This is a genomic window from Bradyrhizobium erythrophlei (genome assembly GCF_900142985.1).
Classification (GTDB): domain Bacteria; phylum Pseudomonadota; class Alphaproteobacteria; order Rhizobiales; family Xanthobacteraceae; genus Bradyrhizobium; species Bradyrhizobium erythrophlei_B.
In genome coordinates this window covers 3,868,113-3,890,598 of record NZ_LT670849.1, presented here as the reverse complement: position 1 = coordinate 3,890,598, position 22,486 = coordinate 3,868,113, and the positions used below count along the sequence as shown (strand labels likewise).

Here is a 22,486-nt window from a genome sequence, read left to right as displayed (position 1 = left end):
GAGACGGCGCCTTCGCGCCTCCTCACCATGAGGATCGCGAGATCAATAGTCCTTGAGCAGCCGCTCGAGGTAATCGAGCTCGATCTGAGGACGTTGCGGGTCGGCAAGACGCCGGCGAAGTTCTTCGAGAATCCGGCGCACCCGCTGCACATCGATCTCGCCGGGGATTTTCACCGTCAGATCGTCGCCGAAATCCTTGCCGTGCAACGGTCTTCCCAGGGGATCGCTCTGGCTGCCGTCACCTTGCTGTCGGCCAGCGCGGGCGCCGGGGCCGTTGCCCTGACCCTCGCCGTCCTGTTGCTGCATGGCCTGCGCGAGGTTTTGCGCACCCTTGCGCAGGGCATCCAGCGCCTTGCCTTGCGCATCGACGGCGCCATCGGCATTACCCTCGCCGAGCTTGCCACCGGCATCGCCCATCGCATTATCGGCCGTGCCGAGACCATCCTCGTCGCCGTCACCATCGCCGTCCTGTCCCGGTTGCTGACCTTGCTGGCCCTGCTGCTGGCCTTGCTGACCCTGCTTGCCGCGCTGGCCCGGTCCCATGCCGCGCTTGGCCAGTTCTTCCTGCAATTTCTTGAGCCGGTCGCGCAGGCCCTGCTGATCCTGCTGCAGGTCGCCCATCGCCTGATCGCCCTGCTGCTTGTTGCCGCGCTGGCGGTCACGCCGCGAATCCTGACCCTGCTTGAAGGTCTTGTCGCGCAATTGCTGCTGCTTGCGGATCATGTCGCCGAGTTCGTTCAGCGCCTGCTCCATGTCGTCGCCGGACTGACCGGGCTGAGCGAGTTGGAGGCCCTCCAGCATCTGCTGCAACTGGTCGAGCAATTGCTGCGCGGCTGCCTTGTCGCCGGAACGCGAGAGCCGCTCCAGGCGATCGATCATGTTGTTGAGGTCCTGCTGGCGCATGACCTTCGAGTTCGGATCGAGCGGCCGGGCGAGCGCTTGCGGATTGTTGCGCAGCTGCTCCGCAAGCTGGCGCAGGAAGTTGTCGAGCGCCGCGCGCAAGTCCTGGGTGAGCTTTCTGATTTCCTCGTCGCTGGCGCCGCGTTCGAGCGCCTCCTTCAGCGCGTCCTGCGCCGCGCGAAGCGCCTTGTCGACGTCCGTGATATCGCCGTCCTCGATCGTCACCGCAAGCGCCCACAGGCTGGCCACGACGCCGCGCAGGGCGTCATCAGAGTGCGCCGCATCGAGTTCACGCATGACGCTGCGCAGGCCGAGATAGTGACCCTTCTGGTCCGCCATGAATATTTCAGGCGCGATCATCAGCGCTTCGAGCGCGTCGATCACCTGCGATCGCTGATCGGCGTTGAGCGCGAGCGTCCGGCGCTGTTCGATCAGCGCGCGCGCCAACGCCTTGGTGAAGAGACGCTCGGGCAGGCGCATGTCGAACGGCTCGCTGCGTCCCTCATTGCCGGCCTGGTCCTTGGCCGTCAGCGTCAGCGTGACGTCGGCGCCGGCGTAGGGATCCTCGCTCAGGTCCTTGACGGTCTGGCCGACACCGTTGCGGGTGCGGACGTTCGGCAGCACCAGCGAGAATTGCGGCGGATCGAACAGCGGCCGCGCGTCCGGCCCGTCGGTCGGCTTGGCGCGGCCGGTAAATTGCGCGCGCGCTTCGGTGACGCCGTAATCGTCCTCGATTTTGTAGGACAGTTGCAGCGAACCGCGCGCCTGGCGTTCCGGATCCTTGGCGAGCGCAATGGTCGGCGGACGGTCCGGCAGCGCGGTGAAGCGCCATTGCGGCTGGCTCGACGGCGCGCGCACATGCGCGGTGCCGTCGCCGGAAATCGTGAAATGCCTTTCGCTGGTGCCCTTGGGCGCCTGCTCGGCCGGTGCGACCTCGGTGATGCCACCGCCGACGACCACGTCGAGGGAGCCGCCGCTCGAGCGCACGATCAGCGTGCTGCCAGCCGGCACGGTCAGCGGACCCGACGGCGGAAGCGCCGCCTCCCTGTTGGCCGCCGACAGGATGACCGGCGGCCGTCCGGTATAAACCGGCGGCGTCACCCAGGCATCGACCCTGACATTGTCGGCCGCAAACACGCCATTCCAGTCGAAGGCGGCAGCGAGGCGAATCCTGCGTTCGTCACCGGCCGCAAAATAGGTCGCTACCATCAACACGACGATCAGCGCACGAAGTGCCCAGGGATCGTGGATCGCAAGCCGCGGCGAAGGCAGGCCGGCGCGGATGCGCTTGATCGAAGCCAGCGTTCGCTCGCGCTGCGCCTGCCACAGCGCGACTGCGACCGGATCCTGCGTGGTCAATGTGTCGGTAAGGGTCGTCGCCGGGCGATGGCGAATGCCGGTGCCGCGGTCGAGCCGCGTCAACGTCTCCTGGCGGCTTGGCCAGCGAAAACGCAACAGCGGAGATAGCGCCGCGACCGCCAGGATCGCAAAAAGACCAAGTCCGACGGCGCGCGCCACAAAAGGCAGAACCAGCCACAGTCCAGCCCAGGAGAACACCAGAAACAGGCCGACGACGGTGAGAAGCCGCGCCAGATGCGGCCAGCTTCGTTCCCAGACGATTGCAAATTCGGCGCGCCGCAAGGCCTGCGCGAGCTTTAGCCGCGAAACCGCATCATCGTTGCGTTCCGGCTCAGGCGAAACGGGGGTGGGTCCGCTCAATCATCTCTCCAGGTTGCCCGGCGAAGCAGAGACTAGCACAACGGCGGCCGTGAGGCACCCACGCCGGGCCGGTATCCCACACCCGGGATTCCGCATAACACGAAGGCGTGACTGCGCCGTTCCTAGCCCTTAACGTCCCTCTTCCCGGAACACCCCAAATCCCCGTCGGGAAACGCCGAAAAATAGACAACACTGAACAAGGTGTGAGCAGCATGGACATCGGATTCATTGGCCTGGGCAACATGGGCTTTCCCATGGCGCGACGTTTGATTGAGGCCAAGCATCAGCTCTTCGTTTTCGATTCCCGCAAGGAGGTCATGGACCGGCTGGTGGCGCTTGGCGCGAAGGCGATGTCCTCGCCTAGGGACGTCGCCGACCGCGCCGAGACCGTGATGGCGAGCCTGCCCTCACTTCAGGCCTCGCTTGACGTTGCGGCCGGCAAGGACGGCGTGATCGAAGGCAAGCGTGTGAAACGCTTCGTCGATCTGTCGACCGTGGGCTCGCAGATGGCCGTGAGGATCCATGACATTCTGGCCAAGCGCGATCTCGTACAGATCGATTGCCCGGTCTCCGGCGGCGTTGGAGGCGCCGAGAAGGGAACGCTGGCGGTGATGGTGTCGGGCCCGCGCGCCGATTTCGAGGCGATCAAGCCGGCGCTGGAGGTGATCGGCAAGGTGTTCTTCATCGGCGAGAAGCCGGGTTCGGCGCAGACCATGAAGCTCGCCAACAATTTCCTGTCGGGCACCGCGATCGTCGCGACGTCGGAAGCCGTCGTGATGGGGGTGAAAGCCGGGCTCGACCCTTCCATCATGATCGACGTGATCAATTCAGGCTCGGGCATGAACACCGCAAGCCGCGACAAGTTTCCGCGTTCCATCCTGCCGCGCAGTTTCGATTTCGGTTTCGCCACCGGATTGATGGTCAAGGACATCCGCCTCGCGCTGGACGAAATGAAATCGCTCGGGCTGTCGATGGAGGTCGCCGAAGCGGTCGGGCGGCTGTGGGAAACGGTGATCCGGGAAAACGGCGGCGACTCCGACTTCACCGAGGCGATCAAGCCGATCGAAAAGAAGGCCGGCGTGGTGGTCGGCCGCAAAAGCGGGATTGCCGGGAAGTAAACCGCATCGTCGTCCCGGCCTTGAGCGCGGGGACGACAGCTAAAGTTGAGACATCACAACCAGGGCGCCGATCGATCCATCGCAATCAGCGCATCGACATCGACGCGCGGGCGCACCACCGCGTACTGATCGTCCTTGACCAGCACTTCGGGCACCAATGCGCGCGTGTTGTAGGTGCCGGACTGCACCGCACCGTAGGCGCCGGCGGTCATGATGGCCACGAGGTCTCCCGCCTTCACCTCGGGCATGTTGCGGCCGAGCGCGAGATAGTCGCCGCTTTCGCAGACCGGCCCGACCACATCGACGGTGATGTCAGGCGCGCCCTGAGACGCCGCGCGCACCGGCAGAATGTCGTGATGCGCCTCGTACAGGGTCGGGCGGATCAGATCGTTCATCGCCGCATCGATGATGACGAATCTCTTGGCCTCGCCCTGCTTCACATAGATCACGCGCGCGACCAGAATTCCCGCATTGCCGACGATCATACGGCCGGGTTCGAACAGCAGCGTGCAGCCGAGATTGTGCGTCACCCGCTTGACCATGGCGGCATAGGCGGACGGCAACGGCGGCGCGGCGCGGTCCATGTGATAGGGAATGCCTAGGCCGCCGCCGAAATCGACATGCGAGATCGTGTGACCGTCGGCGCGCAGCGTCTGCACGAAGTCTGCGAGCAGGCGGAAGGCCGCCTCGAGCGGTTCGAGATCGGTGATCTGGCTGCCGATATGCATGTCGACGCCGGTCACGCGAATGCCGGGCAACTTCGCCGCGCGCGCATAGACCGTGCGCGCCTGCGTCAACGGGATGCCGAACTTGTTCTCGGACTTGCCGGTCGAGATTTTCGCATGCGAGCCGGAATCGACATCCGGATTGACGCGAACCGAAATCCGCGCGGTCTTGCCCTGTTCGCTCGCCAGCCGCGACAGCAATTCCAGCTCGGGTTCGGACTCGACATTGATGCAGAGGATGTCGGCGGCGAGCGCGGCGCGCAGCTCGGCCTCGGTCTTGCCGACGCCGGAAAACACGATCCGTTCGGGTGGAATCGAAGCGGCCAGCGCGCGCTTGAGTTCGCCGCCGGAGACCACGTCGGCGCCGGCGCCGAGCTTCGCCAGCGTGCGCAGCACCGACTGGTTGGAGTTCGCCTTCATGGCGTAACAGATCAGCGCCTTCTCGCCGGCGAAGGCCTCGCTGAACACGCGATAGTGACGCTCCAGTGTCGCGGTCGAGTAGCAATAGAACGGCGTGCCCACCGCTTCGGCGAGTTCAACCAGACTAACCGCCTCGGCGTGAAGGACGCCGTTGCGATAATCGAAGTGATTCATGGGTCGGAACCGGGAACGCTAATTACTGTTGAGAAGCGGGTCGAGGGCGAACGGCCGTTTCGGACCCTTGCCCTGGACCGGCAACTGGTCGCTGCCATAGCTCGGATTGAACAGGTTCGGCTTGCTCGCCTCGGCGGTCGCTGTGGGGTCCGGCTGCACGGAATTGGCGGTATTACCCGGCTGCGACGAGGCGGTCGGCGGCAGATCGAGCGGGCCCTTGCGGCCGCAACCGGAAAGCGCCAGCGCACTGACCCCCAACAAAACGAGGGCCCATCGTCGATAGGTTCGGCGGTCGTCGCGATTCACGTCAAAGTCCCCAATGCGGGCGCACCATACAAAGATTGATCCGTTCTGACCACACCGGGCGCCGTTCAATTTTCGGCAAGGGGAACGCCGCTCAGCCCTATTTTCGCTCTTTTTCCAGCCGCTTGAGCCAGGCTTTGGCCTGCGCCGCCACATTCTTGGGCGCAGTTCCACCGAAACTCGTCCGGCTCTTGACCGACGCCTCGACCGACAGCGCCGCAAGCGCGTCTTTGGTGATCTTCGGCTCGATCGCCTGCATCGCCTTCAACGGCAGTTCATGCAGGGCGACGCCGTCGCCTGCCGCCTTCGCCACGATCCGCCCGGTGACATGGTGGGCGTCGCGGAACGGCATTTTCAGCGTCCGCACCAGCCAGTCGGCCAAATCGGTCGCGGTGGCGTAACCGTCACCGGCAGCAAGCTTCATGCGCGCCTCGTCGGGCGCCATGTCGAGCACCATGCCGGTCATCGCGCGGACGGCAAGCGACAGCGCACCGAACGCCTCCATCGCGCCCTGCTTGTCTTCCTGCATGTCCTTTTGATAGGCGAGCGGCAGCCCCTTCATCACGATCAGAAGCGCATTGAGCGCGCCGATCACCCGTCCGGTCTTGGCGCGCACGAGTTCGGCCGCGTCCGGATTGCGTTTCTGCGGCATGATCGAGGAGCCGGTGGTGAACTTGTCGGAGAGCCGCACCAGCCCCACCAGCGGCGAGGTCCAGATCACGATCTCCTCGGCGAAGCGCGACAGATGAACCGCGCAGATTGCGGCTGCCGACAGCGTCTCGATGACGAAATCGCGGTCGGATACCGCATCGAGCGAATTGGCCATCGGCCGGTCGAAGCCGAGCGCCTTCGCGGTGGCCGCGCGGTCGATCGGAAACGAAGTGCCGGCAAGCGCGGCCGCACCGAGCGGCGATTCGTTGAGGCGCTGGCGCGCATCGGCAAACCGGCCGCGATCGCGCGATGCCATCTCGACATAGGCGAGCAGATGATGCCCGAAGGTGACCGGCTGGGCGGTTTGCAGATGGGTAAAGCCCGGCATCACCGTTGCGGCATGTTCGAGCGCGCGGCTTGCCAGCGCCTGCTGAAACAATGCGAGCGCCCGGTCGGTGTCGTCGATGGTGTCGCGGACGAACAGACGAAAATCGGTTGCCACCTGGTCGTTGCGCGAACGCGCGGTGTGCAGCCGCCCGGCGGCGGGTCCGATCAGTTCGCCAAGCCTGCTCTCGACGTTCATATGGATGTCTTCGAGCGCACGCTTGAAATCGAACGTTCCCTTGCCGATTTCTGACAAAATCGTGTCTAGACCCTTCGCGATGTTTTTTGCATCGTTTGCCGTGATAATGCCTTGCGCCGACAGCATGGCGGCATGGGCCTTGGACGCGGCGATGTCCTGGGCATAAAGGTGACGGTCGACGTCGATGGAGACGTTGATTTCCTCCATGATCGCGTCGGGACGCTCGGTAAACCGGCCGCCCCACATCTTGTTGCTCATGACCCTCTGCTCATTTTGCCGCTGCGTTCGTAACCAACGTAACGAATGCTCCAAATAGCCGTAACTGAACCCGAATGACAAACGATATGCCCGAAAGCCCCTCGCCCGCCACGGCGCCCACGCGCCGCATCCCCTACGTGATCGGGGCAGTGGTCATTGGCGCCGTGATCGGATTTGCCGGGGTATACGGGTTCGGCAGCCTGAAGCGCAACACATCCGGCGATTCGGCCTGCGCCGGCGCGGTTAACCTTGCAAGCAAGATCTCTCCGCTCGCCCATGGCGAGGTGGCCGCGCTGACCATGGCGACCGCGCCCTTGAGGTTGCCCGACCTCACCTTCGACGATGCCGACGGCAAGCCGAAAAAGCTGTCCGACTGGCGTGGCAAGACCGTGCTGGTGAACCTGTGGGCGACCTGGTGTGTGCCCTGCCGCAAGGAGATGCCAGCACTGGACCGGCTGCAAACCAGGCTCGGCGGCAAGGATTTCGAGGTGGTGGCGATCAATATCGACACCCGCGACCCCGAAAAGCCGAAGAATTTCCTGAAAGACGCCAAGCTGACCCGGCTCGGCTATTTTAACGACGAGAAAGCCAAGGTTTTTCAGGATCTTAAGGCCATAGACCGGGCACTGGGCATGCCGACTTCGGTGCTGATCGATGGCCAGGGCTGCGAGATCGCGACCATCGCCGGACCCGCCGAATGGGACAGCGAAGACGCGATCAAGCTGATCAATGCGGCCACCGCCACGGGCTCCTGACGGCGCCCGCGGCAGGTAACTCGAAGCCGCGCAGCGCGAAGGCGCTTACTTTTCGTCTGCGATGGTGTTGCGCAACAGCCCGATGCGGTCGATCTCGACCTCGACGATGTCGCCCGGTTTCATCCACAACGGCGGGGTGCGGCGGGAGCCGACGCCGCCCGGCGTGCCCGTCACGATGACGTCGCCCGGCTCGAGCCGCGTGAATTCCGAGCAGTATTCGATCTGGCGCGGGATATCGAAGATCATCTCGCGGATGGTCGTGTCTTGCACGACCTCGCCGTTGAGACGGGTCTGCAGCCGCAGCGGGCCGAGATCGCCGGCCTCGTCCGGCGTGACCAGCCACGGACCGAACGCGCCGGTATTCGGAAAATTCTTGCCCGGCGTGAACTGATGCGTGTGGCGCTGGTAGTTGCGGACGCTGCCCTCGTTGTAGCAGGCGTAGCCCGCGATATGGCTCCAGCTATCTTTCTTGGAGATGTAACGGCCGGGCTTGCCGATGACGAGCGCCAGTTCGCCTTCGTAGTCCAGGTCGGTCGAGACCTTCGGCCGGATGATGTCGGTGAGGTGCCCGGTCTGGCTGTTGGCGAAACGGCCGAACACGGTCGGATGTTCGACCTCGGTGCGGCCTGTCTCCTTGCGGTGGTTCTCGTAATTGAGGCCGATGCAGAGGATCTTGTCGGGGTTCGGAATCACCGGCAGCCAGGTGATGGCGGTGAGCGGATGCCGCGCGGCCTTGCCGGCGGCCTTTGCAGCCTCGGCCAGCGCGTCCGCGGCAATCGCCGACTTCAGATCGGGAAACTTGTCGCGCAGGACCGCGCCGAGATCGGCCACGTCGTTGCCGTCGATGAGGCCCCAGCTGGTGGCGCCGTTGATCTTGAAACTTGCGAACTTCATGGAATGTCCCTGGGAATATGAGGCCGGCATCTCGCTATCGCATGCGGCGACAGCGGGCAATGCCACAAGGCCCGAGAAGGCCCCAGAAATCAGCGGATCAGGTCCGCCGGGACAGGCAGGTCAGGCAGAGATGTTGAGATTGCCGCCGATGCCGGCGCCGACATTGGCGAGCGAGGGCGTTCCGGCGCCGAGCAGGGTCAGCACGGAGGACTTTTCGGAGTCGAGGTTCGATTTCAGGACGGAGGTTGCGACCTGCTGCTGGGCATTGCCCGCCTGCAGCGAAATCAAACTCAGGGCCAAACTTGCAACGTCCATACGCGTCACTCCTGCCGGCGGCGAAGCTATCCGGCAAGGGTTAACAAAAACTGGCGATCGTAGGGATTTACCGGGTCGGAACCGGCTTGTCGCCGCGATAATCGTAGAAGCCGCGCTGGGTTTTGCGGCCGAGCCAGCCTGCTTCGACATATTTCACGAGCAGCGGGCACGGACGGTACTTGGAGTCGGCGAGCCCCTCGTGCAGCACCTGCATGATCGACAGGCAGGTATCGAGGCCGATGAAGTCGGCGAGTTCGAGCGGGCCCATCGGATGATGGGCGCCGAGCTTCATCGCCGCGTCGATCGCCTCGACATTTCCGACGCCTTCATAAAGCGTGTAGATCGCCTCATTGATCATCGGCAGCAAGATACGATTGACGATGAAGGCGGGGAAATCTTCCGAGACCGCGACCTGCTTGCCAAGCTTGGTGACGAATTCCTTGGCCGCGTCGAAGGTCGTATCATCGGTGGCGATGCCGCGGATCAGCTCGACCAGCTCCATCAGCGGCACCGGATTCATGAAGTGAATGCCGATGAAACGCTCGGGCCGGTCCGTCGAGGCCGCCAGCCGCGTAATCGAAATCGATGAAGTGTTGGACGCGACGATGGCGTCCGGCTTCAACAGCGCGCAGACCTCCTGAAAGATCTTGCGCTTGACGTCTTCCTTTTCGACCGCGCTCTCGATCACCAGATCGCAGTCGGCAAGACCCTCCATGGACTCGGCGAGTGCAATCCGGGCCAGCGCCTGCTTGCGGGCATCCTCGGTGATGGCCTTCTTGACGACCTGTCGCGACAGGTTGCCGTTGATGGTGGCCATGCCCGACTTCAGGCGGTCGGCGGCGACGTCGTTCATCACCACGTCGAAGCCGGCCAAAGCCGCCACGTGAGCGATGCCATTGCCCATCTGGCCTGAACCGATCACGCCGATTTTCTTTATCATGACCGCCATCCTGCCATCCCAACCAAACGGCGCACGCGCCGCCCTCGCCTCTACTTGCCGATCGCCTCGGTCAATTCCGGAACCACCTGATACAAGTCCGCGACCAGGCCGTAATCGGCGACCTGGAAAATCGGCGCATCTTCGTCCTTGTTGATGGCGACGATGACCTTGGAATCCTTCATGCCGGCGAGATGCTGGATCGCACCGGAAATACCGATCGCGATGTAAAGCTCCGGCGCCACCACCTTGCCGGTCTGGCCGACCTGCCAGTCGTTCGGCGCGTAGCCGGCATCGACGGCGGCGCGCGAGGCGCCGACGGCTGCTCCCAGTTTATCGGCCAGCGGTTCTATATATTTCGTGAAATTCTCGCGGCTCTGCATCGCGCGGCCGCCGGAAACGACGATCCTGGCCGAGGTCAGTTCGGGACGATCGCTTTTGGCAACTTCCTCGCCGACAAAGCTGGAAAGGCCGGGGTCGGCCGCGGCCGCGGCATTCTCGACCGCCGCGCCGCCGCCATCGCCGGTAGCTGCAAAGGTCGAGGTCCGCACCGTAATGACCTTCTTGGCGTCCTTCGATTTCACGGTCTGGATGGCGTTGCCGGCATAGATCGGCCGCTCGAAGGTGTCGGGCGCCACCACCTTGGTGATTTCCGAAACCTGCATCACGTCGAGCAATGCCGCCACGCGGGGCATCACGTTCTTGGCGCGCGAGGTCGCAGGCGCGACGAAGGCATCATAGCTGCCGGCCAGCGAGACGATCAGCGCCGCCAGCGGCTCGGCCAGATCATGCGCATAGGCCGCATTGTCGGCGAGCAGGACCTTCTTGACGCCGGAAAGCTTCGCGGCTGCCTCGGCAGCGGCCTTGGCGTTTTCACCCGCAATCAGCACATGCACGTCGCCGCCGAGCGCGGTTGCCGCGGTCAGCGCCTTGTTGGTGGCGTCCTTGATCGATGCGTTGTCGTGTTCGGCGATCAGAAGCGTGGTCATTAGAGAACTCCCGCTTCGGTCTTGAGCTTCGACACGAGTTCGGCGACGTCCTTGACCTTGACGCCGCCCTTGCGGCCCGGCGGTTCGGACGTCTTGACGATCTCCAGGCGCGGCGTGAGATCGACGCCATAATCCGATGCGACCTTGTCAGCGATCGGCTTCTTCTTCGCCTTCATGATATTTGGCAGGCTCGCATAACGCGGCTCGTTCAACCGCAGGTCGGTGGTAACGATCGCCGGGCCCTTGAGTTTCACGGTCTGCAACCCGCCATCGACCTCGCGCGTCACCTTGAAGTCGGAGCCATCGACTTCGAGCTTGGAGGCAAAAGTCGCCTGCGACCATCCCAGCAAGGCTGCCAGCATCTGACCGGTCTGGTTGGAATCGTCGTCGATCGCCTGCTTGCCGAGGATCACGAGCCCGGGTTTCTCCTCGTCGGTCACCGCCTTGAGGATTTTGGCGACCGCCAGCGGTTCGACATTGCCCTCGGCCTTGACCAGGATGCCGCGGTCGGCGCCCATGGCCAGACCGGTCCGGATGGTTTCCGCCGCCTGCGCCGGCCCGATCGATACCACCACCACTTCGGTTGCCTTGCCGGCCTCTTTCAGGCGCAGGGCTTCCTCCACGGCGATTTCGTCGAACGGATTCATCGACATCTTGACGTTGGCCAGCTCGACGCCGGTTCCATCGCTTTTGACGCGGACTTTGACGTTGTAATCGACCACCCGCTTGACCGGTACCAAGACCTTCATCGACCCTCTTTCGCTCGAACACGACAGTAATTGGCTAGGCCGCGGAACCTAAAGCGCCGGCCCACCCCGGTCAACGCTAGTGGAGTGGATTTGACATTCGCCACCCACCTGGCTGCGGGTTCATCAACCACCAGGGGCCAAAAATTGCCCTTCTCGGTCAGCGATTCTGGCCGGGCACCCACAACACGTCGCCGGCGCCGTTACCATTGGCCGTGCGGCTGGCAATAAACAGGAAATCCGACAGCCGGTTCATGTACTGGATGGCGGCATCACCGACGGGTTCGTCCGGCCGGGCCGCCAGTTCCACCATGATCCGTTCCGCTCTGCGGCACACGGTCCGTGCCAGATGCAGATAGGCAGCGGCCGGCGTGCCGCCCGGCAGCACAAAAGAGTTCAGGGGCTCAAGGTCCGCGTTCAGCCGGTCGATGTCGCTTTCGAGGCGCGCGACCTGGCTGGAAAGTACACGCAAGCGCTCGGCCTTGCCCTCGCGCTGGGGCACCGCGAGATCGGCCCCGAGATCGAACAGATCGTTCTGCACGCGCCCCAGCATTGCATCGAGCTCCGGCATCGCCGCCAGATGCAATCGCACGACACCGATCACTGCGTTGGTCTCGTCCACGGTTCCATAGGCCGCAATCCGCAGGTCGTATTTCGGACGCCGCTCGCCGGTGCCGAGCGCCGTGGTGCCGTCGTCGCCGGTACGCGTGTAGATACGGTTGAGGACGACCATGGCTAGAGCTCCGATTCCGAAGTTCGCAAGCTATTGCGGCACCTCTGATGCGAACTCGGAATCAAAGGAGCTCTAGGACAATATAGCTGAAAGTGCGGCTTTTGAATTTGAAGTTCCTATAACCGGACCCGCGGCAAAGCCGATAGGAACTTCAAATTCGCCGCACTTGTCTCCTTTGATCTGCACGCTAGCGATGACTACCCATCGCCCATACCGTGACCATGATGATCACGATCGCAACGAACTGAAGCGCGACGCGCCAGCGCATCAATTGTTGCGAGCGATTCGGCGATCCGCCGCGCATCATATTGACGAGACCGAGCAGCAGCACCAGCGCGACGGCGCCCACCGCGAGCGGGACAATGAACGTACTAAGGAACGAAGCCATTTTCTTTACATAACACTGTACCTGTCGATCTGCTATCGCGGGAGAGCGGACCAACGATCTGGCTTTTAATGGAATAATATTAGAAGGTGGCTCGATTCCTGGTGCCGAGGGCAGCCGTGCGGCAGATTCGCTACATCTTTCATGTCTGCATCGACGCGTTCTATACGTTTCTGGCCGACGATGGCTGGGCGATCGCAAGCCATATCGCGCTGTCGACCCTGATGGCGCTGTTTCCGTTTCTGATCGTACTGACCTCGCTCGCCGGCTTCTTCGGCTCCAAGGAACTAGCCGACCAGGCCGCGGGACTGCTGCTTCAGGTCTGGCCGAAACAGGTTGCCGATTCGCTGTCGGGCGAAATCCACGATGTCCTGACCACGACGCGCGGAGACATCCTGACGATCGGCGCCGTGCTGGCGGTCTACTTCGCGTCCAACGGCGTCGAGGCGCTTCGCGTCGCGCTCAATCGCGCCTATGCCGTGCTCGAGCCGCGGCGATGGTATTGGCTGCGGCTGGAATCGATCGGCTATACGCTGGTCGCCGCCGTTACCTCGCTGGCGATGGCCTTCCTGATCGTGCTCGGACCGCTGATGCTGGAAGCGGCGCGGCGGCACATCCCGCTGATCGTCGAAAGCAACGAGAACCTGCTCAATATCGCGCGCTACGGCATCACGGTCCTGGCGCTGGTCGTGGCGCTGATTGTCCTGCACGCATGGCTGCCTGCCGGACGGCGCGGCTTTTTGCAGATCCTGCCGGGCATCGTCTTCACCATCGCCGCCTCGATCATATCGGGCACGGTGTTCGGACAATATCTGGCGCGGTTCGCCAACAACTATGTCACGATGTATGCCGGCCTCGCCTCGGTCGTGATCGCGCTGGTGTTTCTTTATTTTCTCGCCGCGATCTTCGTCTATGGCGGCGAATTGAATGCCGCAATCATCAAGTCGCGCCTGCCGCGCGGCGTGTCACTTCAAGCAGCGCAATCGCTAAAGCCCTCGGAGACACAGGCTTGACCAGAAAGGCGTCCGCGCCGGCCGCGCGCGCCGCCGCCTCATCGTCGCCGCGGCCAGACACGCCGATAATTGCGGCGGATCCGAACGGCGGACCCAACGCGCGAATCCGCCGGATCGCCTCGATGCCGTCGATGCCCGGAAGCACCATATCCATCAGAATCGCATCGAAGCCACCTTGCGTGATGCGCTCCAGCGCGTCCTCGCCGCGACTGACGAATTCCGCGTGGTGACCGAGTTCGGTCAAAACCGCATTGAGCACGACGCGGCCGAACGGATTGTCCTCGACGCTGAGCACGCGCAATCCCCGTGCATGGGCCTGCAGATGATCGTCACCTGGGCCTGAATCGTCCGGTGCGACCTCGGCGCGGGTGAGTTGCACCGTCAATGTGAACACGGCCCCGCCGCCGCGGCGTGGCGCCACCACAATGTCGCCGCCCATGGCGCGGGCGAGCTGCTTCACCGACGACAGTCCGAGCCCGGCACCGCCAAAGCGCGCGGCAATCTTCACATTGGCCTGTGAAAAGGGGCGAAACAGCCGCTTGATCTCCTTCAGCGTCAGCCCGATGCCGCTGTCGGAAACCGCAAAGGCGACGGCGACCTTGCCTTTCGCCTCGCTAGCCGGCCGCACCGTCAGCGCGACGGCGCCCTCTTCGGTGAACTTGGTGGCATTGTCGATCAGGTTTTCGAGCGCCGCCCTCAGGCGGACGGGATCGCCGGTGACGAAGGCAGGTAGTTTCTCCGAAATCTCGACCCGCGACTGCAGGCCCTTGGCGGTCGCCCGGCCGGCCAGCGAGTCGCCGACGCTGTGAGCCAATGCGCGCAGGTCGAAAAAATCCTGCCGGACGCCGTAGCCGGACCGGCCGCCTCTCGCGGCATCGACGAACAGCGTCGCAAGGCTCGCCAGATGTTCGGCGCCGGCCTTGATGGTATCGACCCAGCGCCGCTCGCGCTCATCGAGATCGGACGTCGCCAGCAGATCACTGATCGCCAGAATGCCGGTCAGCGGCGTGCGCACCTCATGCGCAAAGGTGGCGAGCGCCGTCTCAACAATGCCGGGCGCAGCCGTCTTGCTGGCCACTCTCGCGGCCTTGCGCGGCCTGCCCGCCGCGGCGCTTGTTTTACGCTTTTTCAGAGGCGGCTTTTTCGGCCGCCGACTGCGCCGCGGGCGCTTACTCAACGCCATGATTCCCCCAATCCTGGCCGGGACTCACCATGGCATGGCGGGGTGGAGGGAGTCACGCCGAGGCGCAGTTCATCCCGAACAGAATGTTAGCAATTGGAAACGGACGCCTAGCCGAGACCGACCCGGTGGCGAATCTCGGCCGGCGTGACGCCCGCCGCCCTCAATTCACGCAATCCAGTCGCCTCCGTCGATTTCGACAGCTTCTGGCCGCTAGCATCGCGAATGAGGCCATGATGCCGGTAGACGGGTTGCGGCAGACCGAGAAGCGCCTGCAACAGCCGGTGGACGCTCGTCGACCAGAACAGGTCGAGGCCCCGCACCACCTCGGTGATACCTTGCAGCGCATCGTCAACCACCACCGCGAGGTGGTAGCTGGTCGGCGTCTCCTTGCGCGCAATGATGACGTCCCCCCAGGCCGCGGGATTGGCAGCGACGCTCCCGCTTTCGCCTTCAGGGCCTTTGCCGCGCTCGATCCAGCTCAACTGGCCGACACGCGCGCAGGCCGCCGCCATGTCGAGCCGCAGCGCGTAAGACGCGCCCGATTGCAACCGCCGCGCCTGCTCCTCGGGCGCAAGCGCCCGTGCCGTGCCCGGATAAAGCGGCGCACCGTCGGGATCGCGCGGCCATGGCGCTTCCTGCTCCCGTTCGGCGACGAGACGGGCGGTCTCGGCGCGGCTTTCGAAGGCGGGATAGACCAGCCCAAGACCTGCGAGCTTTTCGAGCGCCGCACGATAACAGGCGAAATGCTCCGATTGTCGCCGCACCGGCGTTTCCCAGATAATCCCGAGCCAGGCGAGATCTTCGTCGATCGCGGCCTCGAATTCCGGTTTGCAGCGCGTTGTGTCGATATCCTCGATACGCAGCAGGAAACGGCCGCCCGCTTCGCGCGCGAGGCCGTCATTCAGCATCGCCGAAAAGGCGTGCCCCAGATGCAGGTAGCCATTCGGCGACGGCGCAAATCGGAAAACGGGTGGCGACATTGATTTCAAACTCGATAGGTGGTGGTTTTAAGTCGCAATGACCCTCCACCTCAACAGCCAGGCAGATCTCGAAGAGGCGATCCACGCGCTTCTGAAGCTTGACCCGCGCCTTCGGCCGGTATTTGCGGTTGCCGGCATGCCGGCGCTGCGGCGGCGCGAACCGGGCTTCACGGGCCTTGCGCATATCGTCTGCGGCCAGCAGCTCTCGACCGCGAGCGCAGCCGCGATCTGGGCGCGGCTTTCCGCCGCCTTCGATCCGCTTGACCATGAGGTGGTGCGCCGCGCCCGCGCCGATCGTCTGGGCCGGCTCGGCCTGTCGGCGGCGAAAATCAAGACGCTGAAAAATCTCGCGCGCGAGATCCGAGCCGAGCGCCTCAACCTCGATGTACTCGCCAACGAGGACGCCGACGCCGCGCACCACAGCCTGGTCTCACTTCACGGCATCGGCCCGTGGACAGCCGATGTGTATTTGCTGTTTTGCCTCGGTCATGGCGATGCCTGGCCGGCCGGCGACCTTGCCGTGCAGGAGGCGGTCAAGATCGGATTGGGATTGAAGACGCGGCCAACGCCAAAGCAGATGATTCCGCTCGCGGAACCGTGGCGTCCGCTGCGTGGCGCAGCGGCGCATTTGTGGTGGTCGTATTACCGCGCGCTCAAGAAGCGCGAAGGCGTAATCGCGGGAACCTAGCGTGAACCGCCACACTGGCAACTGAACGCCGTTTCAAACAAAGTCCGTGTTGCCAAACCTTCATAGCCGGATGCAAAGATCGCGACCGCACCACCTGCGGAGGTCGCCGCCCATGAACTCCACCGACTTCATCGTTGCACGCCACGACTTTTCCGAATGCAAATTCATCGAGACGCAACTACCTAACGCCGGCGCGCTTCCCGACGAAGCACTGCTGGTCAAGATCGAGCGCTTCGCCTTCACGGCCAACAACATCACCTACGCCACGCTCGGCGATCAGTTGAAATACTGGCAGTTGTTTCCGGGGCCGCAAGGCTTCGGCAATATTCCGGTATGGGGGTTCGGCGAAGTCGTTGTCTCCCGCCACCCCTCCATCGAGGCCGGCGAACGCCTGTTTGGCTATTTTCCGATGGCGACGCATCTGGTGATCGAAGCGGCGGATGTGCGCAAACATGGTTTGCGCGATGCGGCGGCGCATCGCCAGGGCGTCGCGCCGGTCTACAACGCCTATGCGCGCGTCAGTGGCATCGGCGACTTCGAAGGGCGCAATGGCGACTATCAGGCGCTGCTGCGGCCGCTGTTCATGCTGTCGTTTCTGGTCGACGATTTCCTCCGCGAGCATGAATTCTTCGGCGCGCGCCGCGTCATGCTCTCCAGCGCCTCCAGCAAAACCGCGTTCGGCCTCGCTTATCTGCTGCATTCGAATCCCGAACCGATGCATGTGATCGGACTGACCTCGGCCGGCAATGCCGACTTTGTCCGGTCGCTCGGCTGCTATCATGAAGTCGTGCTCTACGATCAGGTCGAAACGCTGCCGCAGGACTCGCCGGTCGCCTTCGTCGACATGGCCGGCAACAGCGCCATTCGTGCGCGGCTGCATCATCACTTCCGCAACGCGATGAAATATTCCGGCCAGATCGGGCTCACGCACCAGAGCTTTTCGCCCGACGAGGTCGAGCTGCCGGGCGCAAAACCCGCATGGTTCTTCGCGCCCGACCAGATTCGAAAGCGCGCCAAGGAATGGGGAGCGGGCGGCATCGATCAGCGCTTTGGCGCGGCATGGTCGGCCTTTGCGCCAACTTTGCCGGCGCGGCTCACGGTGATCGAAGGCCGCGGGCGAGATGCGGTCAAACAGGTCTATCTCGACACGCTCAACGGCCGCATTCCCCCGGCGCAGGGCCACATTCTGTCGCTGCTTGGTTGAGCGGCTTTTGGCCCGCGCCCAAACGGTATAGCCTCGGCTGAGAGGAAACGCCGCGAAAGACGGCCGAGCCGAGGCTATCGCATGCTCGATCGCACCGACGATATCGCAACATCAGTCGAAAGCTGGCTGGCGGAGTTCGAGCGTGTGCTCGAACACCACGACGTCGATGCGCTTCGAACGCTGTTCCACCGCGAAAGCTATTGGCGCGACGTGCTGGCGCTGAGCTGGAACCTGCAAACGCTCAATGGCGCGGATGCGATCCTGAAAGAGCTTCCCGGCCTCGCCGCGCAGCGGGCACCCCGCCGCTTCCTGATCGATCCCGCGCGCGCGGCCCCACGCCGGGTTACACGCGCCGGCACCGAGACCATCGAGGCGATCTTCAAGTTCGAAACCAAAGAGGGCCGCGGCCACGGCATGGTCCGGTTGATCCCCGACGCCGAAGAGCGCAACCGGCTCAAGGCCTGGACACTGCTCACCGCGCTCGAAGAGCTGAAGGGATTCGAGGAGACGGTCGGATCGGCGCGGCCGCGCGGACAATCCTATTCGCGCGATTTTCGCGGCCCCAACTGGCTCGACCAGCGCCAGGCGTCGCTCGCCTATGCCGACCGCGACCCGACCGTGCTCGTGGTTGGCGGCGGACAGGCCGGGCTGTCGATCGCCGCGCGACTGAAACAGCTTTCCATCGATACGCTGATCGTCGATCGCGAGAACCGCATCGGCGACAACTGGCGCAAGCGCTACCACGCCCTGACCCTGCATAATCAGGTGCAGGTCAATCACCTGCCCTACATGCCGTTCCCGCCGAACTGGCCGGTCTATATCCCCAAGGACAAGCTCGCCAACTGGTTCGAGTCTTACGTCGATGCGATGGAGCTGAACTTCTGGACATCGACGAGCCTCGAGAGCGGCGAGTATGACTTTGCAAAAGCACGCTGGTCCGTGGTGCTGCGCCACGGCGACGGCACAGCGCGCACGATGCATCCCCGCCACGTCGTGATGGCGACCGGCGTCAGCGGCATCGCCAATATCCCGGACATTCCGGCGCTGAAGAATTTTACGGGCACCATCCTGCATTCCAGCCAATACGACGACGGCGAGAACTGGAAAGACAAGCGCACGGTTGTGATCGGAACCGGCAACAGCGGCCACGACATCGCGCAGGACCTGTATTCGAGCGGCGCTGACGTGACGCTGGTTCAGCGCAGCCCGACCCTGATCACCAATATCGAGCCGTCGGCGCAGCTCGCTTACGCGACCTACAACGAAGGCACGCTTGAGGACAACGACCTGATCGCGACCTCGATGCCGCTGAGATTGGCGAAAAAGACCCATCAGATGATCACCGGGCAGTCCAGGGAATTCGACAAGGAGCTGCTCGACGGCCTGACAGCGGTCGGTTTCAAACTTGATTACGGCGAGGACGATACCGGCTGGCAGTTCAAGTATCTCACGCGCGGCGGCGGCTATTATTTCAACGTCGGCTGCTCGGATCTGGTGGCGCGGCGCGAAATCTCACTTCGGCAATTTGCCGATATCGACGCCTTCGTCGCCGGCGGCGCGCGGATGAAAAACGGCGAGACGCTTGCCGCCGATCTCATCGTGCTGGCGACCGGGTACAAGCCGCAGGAAGTTCTGGTCGGGCGGCTATTCGGCGAGGAAATCGCCGCGCGCGTCGGCCCGATCTGGGGATTCGGCGACGGGCAGGAACTGCGCAACATGTATGCGCGAACCGGTCAGGACGGCCTCTGGTTCATTGCCGGCAGCCTCGCGCAGTGCCGCATCAACTCGAAATTCCTTGCATTGCAGATCAAAGCGATTGAGGAAGGACTGTTGCCCCGCGCTCGCTGATCATCACTCACAACAAAAACCGTCTAGGGAGAAGAACAATGCCGGTGATCCTCGGCTCGGATGAACATCGTTATCGCGTCGTGGAGAACTGGGCAAAGCTGCCCGACGGCTGGACGCTGACCGACGTCGCAGCCGTTGCGGTCGACAGCAAGGACCGTGTCTACGTCTTCAATCGGGGCGCGCACCCGATGATCGTGTTCGATCGCGACGGCAATTTCGTCAAGAGTTGGGGCGAAGGCCTGTTCCACCGCGCCCATGGGCTGCACGTCGACGCGCAGGATCACATCTATTGCACCGACGATGGCGACCACACGGTGCGCAAGTGCACCACCGACGGCAAGGTGCTTCTGACCATCGGCATCCCGGAGAAGCCGGCGCCGTTCATGAGCGGCGAACCGTTCCATCGCTGCACCCATACGGCGCTGTCGCCCACAGGCGAAATCTACGTGTCCGACGGCTATGGCAATGCTCGCGTGCACAAATATACGCCCGACGGCAAACTGATCAAAAGCTGGGGCGAACCCGGCAGCGACCCCGGCCAGTTCAACATCGTTCATAATATTTCGACCGATCTCGACGGCTGGGTTTACGTGGCCGACCGCGAGAACCATCGCGTGCAGGTGTTTGACGGCGACGGCAAATACGAAGCCCAGTGGAACAACCTGCACCGGCCATGCGCCCTGCACTGCTGCGGCGGCAAATCGCCCAACTTCATCATCGGCGAACTTGGGCCGGGCATGCCGGTCAACCGGATGGTGCCCAATCTCGGTCCACGCCTGACCATCGTCGATTCCAAGGGCAAGCGCATCGCGCGCCTCGGCGGCGAGCATGGCCCGGGCCTGGAGGCCGGAAAATTTCTCGCCCCCCATGGCGTGGCGCTGGACTCAAGAGGCGACATCTATGTCGGTGAAGTCGGCGTCACCAACTGGAAGAGCAGTTTTGGCGACAGGCTGATGCCGGATGAAGTCGCCCATGCGCGCTGCCTGCAAAAGCTGGAGAAGCTTTGACGAGAATGGCGGCGGCAACCAGCCATCGATAGGCCCGCAGATCACGCATCGCCCACCACCTCGCGCCGCCGCCGCTCGGATTCTTCGGCATAACGTCGCATCGCATGCGCTTCGGTCAGGATGCCGATCGGCCGCTGCTCACCGGTCTCGACCACGGTGAGCGATTCAGCCTCGGTGACGTCGAAGGCCGCGATGGCCTCGCGGATATTCATGCCGGGATGCAGCACCACACGGGGATAATGCAGGATGCTGCTCAGCGGCTTTTTGGTGTCGATGTCGCCGGCATGGGCGTCCGACACGAACACCATGCCGGCATAGTGACCGGCATCGTCGACCGCGACCACCTGGGTCTTCGAGCCCGGCGGGTATTTGGCGCGAAACTCGGCGATCGGCGTCGCCGCATTCACGGTGAGCACATCCGGCCGCATCAACCGCCGCACGGTAAGATCGCGGATCCAGCCGACGTCGGCGGCGCTGCGAATGGTTTCGCCGCGCAAATGCAGCCGCCAGGTCGCAAAGGAATAGCCGAACAGTTCGCGGGTAATCTGGGTCGAGATGATGACCGCGAGCAGCACTGCCGTGGTCAGCCAGAGGTCGCCGGTCGTTTCCAGTGCGATGAACGACATGGTCAGGGGACCGCCGATGACCGAGGCCGACAGCGCGCTCATGCCGATGATGGCATAGATATTGGACTCCAGGCGCAAGCCAGGAAAGGTGCCGTCAAAGCCCTCTGCAAACAGGCGGCCGCCCATCGCGCCGAGAAAAAGCGTGGCGAAAAACAGTCCGCCGCGAAATCCGGCGCCGAGCGAAACCACCGACGCCACCGTCTTCAGCACGAACACCATGCCGATGAACGCGAGCGGCATCGTCACGATGCCGTTGAAATGCAGGGCGCCGTGCCCCGACGAGAGTACCTGCGGCGTCTGCAACGCCAAAAGCCCGACGGCGAGACCGCCCAGCGCCGGGCGCAGCGGTGGCCAGGCCACGATCTTCGACAGCAACGTCTCGCAAAGCCCGGCGCCGCGCATGATCGCAATGCCGAACAGCGCGGCGAAAACGCCCAGCACCGCCGCCACCGCCAGGTCACGCCCCAGCACGACCCCGACCAGCGGACCGGTGCCAAGGCCGAGCGACAGCGGCGCAAAGGCATGGGCCACGAAATACCCGACGACGGAGGCGACCCCGACCGGCGTGAGGCTCGCGGGCGTATAGCCGCCGATCACAAGTTCGAAAGCGTAGAATGCGCCTCCCAACGGCGCCCCGAAGGCGCCCGCGATCGCAGCCGCTGTACCGCACCCCACCATCAGTCGCTGGTCGGCGCGGCGCAGATGAAACCCGCGGCCAATCGAAGCGCCAAGCCCGCTCGAGAGCTGGGTATATCCGGCCTCCAGCCCGACCGATGCGCCCACCCCGCTGGACCAGATCGTCTGCAGCGCGACGATCACGCTGCCGCGAAACGACATGCGGCCGCCATGCAGGGCATTGGCTTCGATCGGGTCGATTTCGCGCGCCGGCCGGACACGCGCCAGCAGCAGGAAGGCGATGCCCAGGATCAACCCGCCAAGGCTCGGAACCAGCAGCGCGCGCAGCGGGTCGATCGCGACCTGGCTCGAAAGCCGGTCGCCGGGATTGAGATTGAAGAGCGCGACATGGAGCATGTCCACTGCGGCACTCATGGCGGCCACCACCAGCCCGCCGATCGCGCCGACCACCGCCGCCAGAATCACCAGGCTTGTCTCGTGGGCCCGGACGAAGGCCCGGAGCCGGCGCGGCGCCTCGAGATAGGGGGACTTGGTGTTCATTTTGCCGTGTCCGTCCCGCTTTGTTTAGCTGTCTTATCGTGGTTTGGCAGCGCCTTCGCCGTCCGGCCACAATTAAAGCCGGGGTAGACAACCCTCTCTATCCTCTTCACAATCCCGTCACGCTGCATGTAGTATGTCAATGCAGGCTGCTTCGCA

General features: G+C 63.8%; 21 protein-coding genes. 7 read left to right on the top strand and 14 right to left on the bottom strand.

Features of this window, described 5'->3' with window-relative positions; genetic code table 11:
- Positions 1 to 42 precede the first annotated feature (42 nt).
- On the bottom strand, positions 43 to 2,619 hold the full coding sequence (locus BUA38_RS18110) for a TIGR02302 family protein (protein WP_072819823.1): 2,577 nt from the start codon (positions 2,617 to 2,619) through the stop codon (positions 43 to 45).
- 212 nt (positions 2,620 to 2,831) lie between these two features.
- On the opposite strand from BUA38_RS18110, the gene BUA38_RS18105 reads away from it, so the two are divergent.
- Positions 2,832 to 3,737, top strand: a complete 906-nt coding sequence (locus BUA38_RS18105; protein ID WP_072819821.1) for an NAD(P)-dependent oxidoreductase — start codon at positions 2,832 to 2,834, stop codon at positions 3,735 to 3,737.
- Positions 3,738 to 3,790: 53 nt separating this feature from the next.
- Here BUA38_RS18105 and lysA read toward each other — a convergent pair whose 3' ends face one another.
- The 3 genes from lysA to argH form a co-directional block, all read right to left on the bottom strand.
- Positions 3,791 to 5,056: a diaminopimelate decarboxylase gene (gene lysA / locus BUA38_RS18100; RefSeq protein WP_072819819.1), complete on the bottom strand. Its 1,266-nt coding sequence runs from the start codon at positions 5,054 to 5,056 to the stop codon at positions 3,791 to 3,793.
- An 18-nt stretch (positions 5,057 to 5,074) separates the two neighbouring features.
- Positions 5,075 to 5,362 carry an LPS translocon maturation chaperone LptM gene (gene lptM / locus BUA38_RS18095; protein WP_072819817.1) on the bottom strand — a complete coding sequence of 96 codons (288 nt, stop codon included), beginning with the start codon at positions 5,360 to 5,362 and terminating at the stop codon, positions 5,075 to 5,077.
- Positions 5,363 to 5,459: 97 nt separating this feature from the next.
- Entirely contained in the window at positions 5,460 to 6,851 is a 1,392-nt protein-coding gene (gene argH, locus BUA38_RS18090) for an argininosuccinate lyase (protein ID WP_072819815.1), read from the bottom strand.
- Between the two features lie 74 nt (positions 6,852 to 6,925).
- Between argH and tlpA the strand changes: the two genes are divergently transcribed.
- Positions 6,926 to 7,606: a thiol:disulfide interchange protein TlpA gene (tlpA, locus tag BUA38_RS18085; RefSeq protein WP_072819813.1), complete on the top strand. Its 681-nt coding sequence runs from the start codon at positions 6,926 to 6,928 to the stop codon at positions 7,604 to 7,606.
- Between the two features lie 45 nt (positions 7,607 to 7,651).
- Here tlpA and BUA38_RS18080 read toward each other — a convergent pair whose 3' ends face one another.
- From BUA38_RS18080 to BUA38_RS18050, 7 genes are all read right to left on the bottom strand, one after another.
- Positions 7,652 to 8,500: a fumarylacetoacetate hydrolase family protein gene (locus BUA38_RS18080; RefSeq protein ID WP_072819811.1), complete on the bottom strand. Its 849-nt coding sequence runs from the start codon at positions 8,498 to 8,500 to the stop codon at positions 7,652 to 7,654.
- A gap of 120 nt (positions 8,501 to 8,620) precedes the next feature.
- Positions 8,621 to 8,815: a YjfB family protein gene (locus tag BUA38_RS18075; RefSeq protein WP_072819809.1), complete on the bottom strand. Its 195-nt coding sequence runs from the start codon at positions 8,813 to 8,815 to the stop codon at positions 8,621 to 8,623.
- A gap of 67 nt (positions 8,816 to 8,882) precedes the next feature.
- Entirely contained in the window at positions 8,883 to 9,764 is an 882-nt protein-coding gene (locus BUA38_RS18070; protein WP_072819807.1) for a 3-hydroxybutyryl-CoA dehydrogenase, read from the bottom strand.
- A gap of 41 nt (positions 9,765 to 9,805) precedes the next feature.
- Entirely contained in the window at positions 9,806 to 10,741 is a 936-nt protein-coding gene (locus tag BUA38_RS18065) for an electron transfer flavoprotein subunit alpha/FixB family protein (RefSeq protein WP_072819805.1), read from the bottom strand.
- The gene (locus BUA38_RS18060) at positions 10,741 to 11,490 is read right to left on the bottom strand and encodes an electron transfer flavoprotein subunit beta/FixA family protein (RefSeq protein WP_072819803.1); all 750 of its coding nucleotides are present in this window, start codon (positions 11,488 to 11,490) and stop codon (positions 10,741 to 10,743) included. The genes BUA38_RS18065 and BUA38_RS18060 overlap by 1 nt, the downstream gene beginning before the upstream one ends.
- A gap of 157 nt (positions 11,491 to 11,647) precedes the next feature.
- Complete coding sequence (locus tag BUA38_RS18055) at positions 11,648 to 12,220, bottom strand: cob(I)yrinic acid a,c-diamide adenosyltransferase (protein ID WP_072819801.1); 573 nt, start codon at positions 12,218 to 12,220, stop codon at positions 11,648 to 11,650.
- Positions 12,221 to 12,407: 187 nt separating this feature from the next.
- Positions 12,408 to 12,608, bottom strand: coding sequence for a twin transmembrane helix small protein (locus BUA38_RS18050; RefSeq protein WP_072819799.1), 201 nt, complete (start codon positions 12,606 to 12,608; stop codon positions 12,408 to 12,410).
- A gap of 116 nt (positions 12,609 to 12,724) precedes the next feature.
- Here BUA38_RS18050 and BUA38_RS18045 point away from each other — a divergent pair, with 116 nt between their 5' ends.
- The gene (locus BUA38_RS18045; protein ID WP_072819787.1) at positions 12,725 to 13,618 is read left to right on the top strand and encodes a YihY/virulence factor BrkB family protein; all 894 of its coding nucleotides are present in this window, start codon (positions 12,725 to 12,727) and stop codon (positions 13,616 to 13,618) included.
- Here BUA38_RS18045 and BUA38_RS18040 read toward each other — a convergent pair.
- Both BUA38_RS18040 and gluQRS read right to left on the bottom strand, forming a co-directional pair.
- Positions 13,545 to 14,801, bottom strand: coding sequence for an ATP-binding protein (locus tag BUA38_RS18040; RefSeq protein WP_072819785.1), 1,257 nt, complete (start codon positions 14,799 to 14,801; stop codon positions 13,545 to 13,547). The genes BUA38_RS18045 and BUA38_RS18040 overlap by 74 nt on opposite strands.
- A 107-nt stretch (positions 14,802 to 14,908) precedes the next feature.
- Positions 14,909 to 15,781: a tRNA glutamyl-Q(34) synthetase GluQRS gene (gene gluQRS / locus BUA38_RS18035; protein WP_072819783.1), complete on the bottom strand. Its 873-nt coding sequence runs from the start codon at positions 15,779 to 15,781 to the stop codon at positions 14,909 to 14,911.
- Between the two features lie 37 nt (positions 15,782 to 15,818).
- Here gluQRS and BUA38_RS18030 point away from each other — a divergent pair, with 37 nt between their 5' ends.
- From BUA38_RS18030 to BUA38_RS18015, 4 genes are all read left to right on the top strand, one after another.
- Positions 15,819 to 16,469: a DNA-3-methyladenine glycosylase family protein gene (locus BUA38_RS18030; protein WP_072819781.1), complete on the top strand. Its 651-nt coding sequence runs from the start codon at positions 15,819 to 15,821 to the stop codon at positions 16,467 to 16,469.
- A gap of 112 nt (positions 16,470 to 16,581) precedes the next feature.
- The gene (locus BUA38_RS18025) at positions 16,582 to 17,673 is read left to right on the top strand and encodes a DUF2855 family protein (RefSeq protein ID WP_072819779.1); all 1,092 of its coding nucleotides are present in this window, start codon (positions 16,582 to 16,584) and stop codon (positions 17,671 to 17,673) included.
- Between the two features lie 81 nt (positions 17,674 to 17,754).
- Positions 17,755 to 19,521: a flavin-containing monooxygenase gene (locus BUA38_RS18020; RefSeq protein ID WP_072819778.1), complete on the top strand. Its 1,767-nt coding sequence runs from the start codon at positions 17,755 to 17,757 to the stop codon at positions 19,519 to 19,521.
- 38 nt (positions 19,522 to 19,559) lie between these two features.
- Positions 19,560 to 20,528, top strand: a complete 969-nt coding sequence (locus tag BUA38_RS18015; protein ID WP_072819777.1) for a peptidyl-alpha-hydroxyglycine alpha-amidating lyase family protein — start codon at positions 19,560 to 19,562, stop codon at positions 20,526 to 20,528.
- 41 nt (positions 20,529 to 20,569) lie between these two features.
- Here BUA38_RS18015 and BUA38_RS18010 read toward each other — a convergent pair whose 3' ends face one another.
- Positions 20,570 to 22,330, bottom strand: coding sequence for a chloride channel protein (locus BUA38_RS18010; protein WP_072819776.1), 1,761 nt, complete (start codon positions 22,328 to 22,330; stop codon positions 20,570 to 20,572).
- Positions 22,331 to 22,486 lie beyond the last annotated feature (156 nt).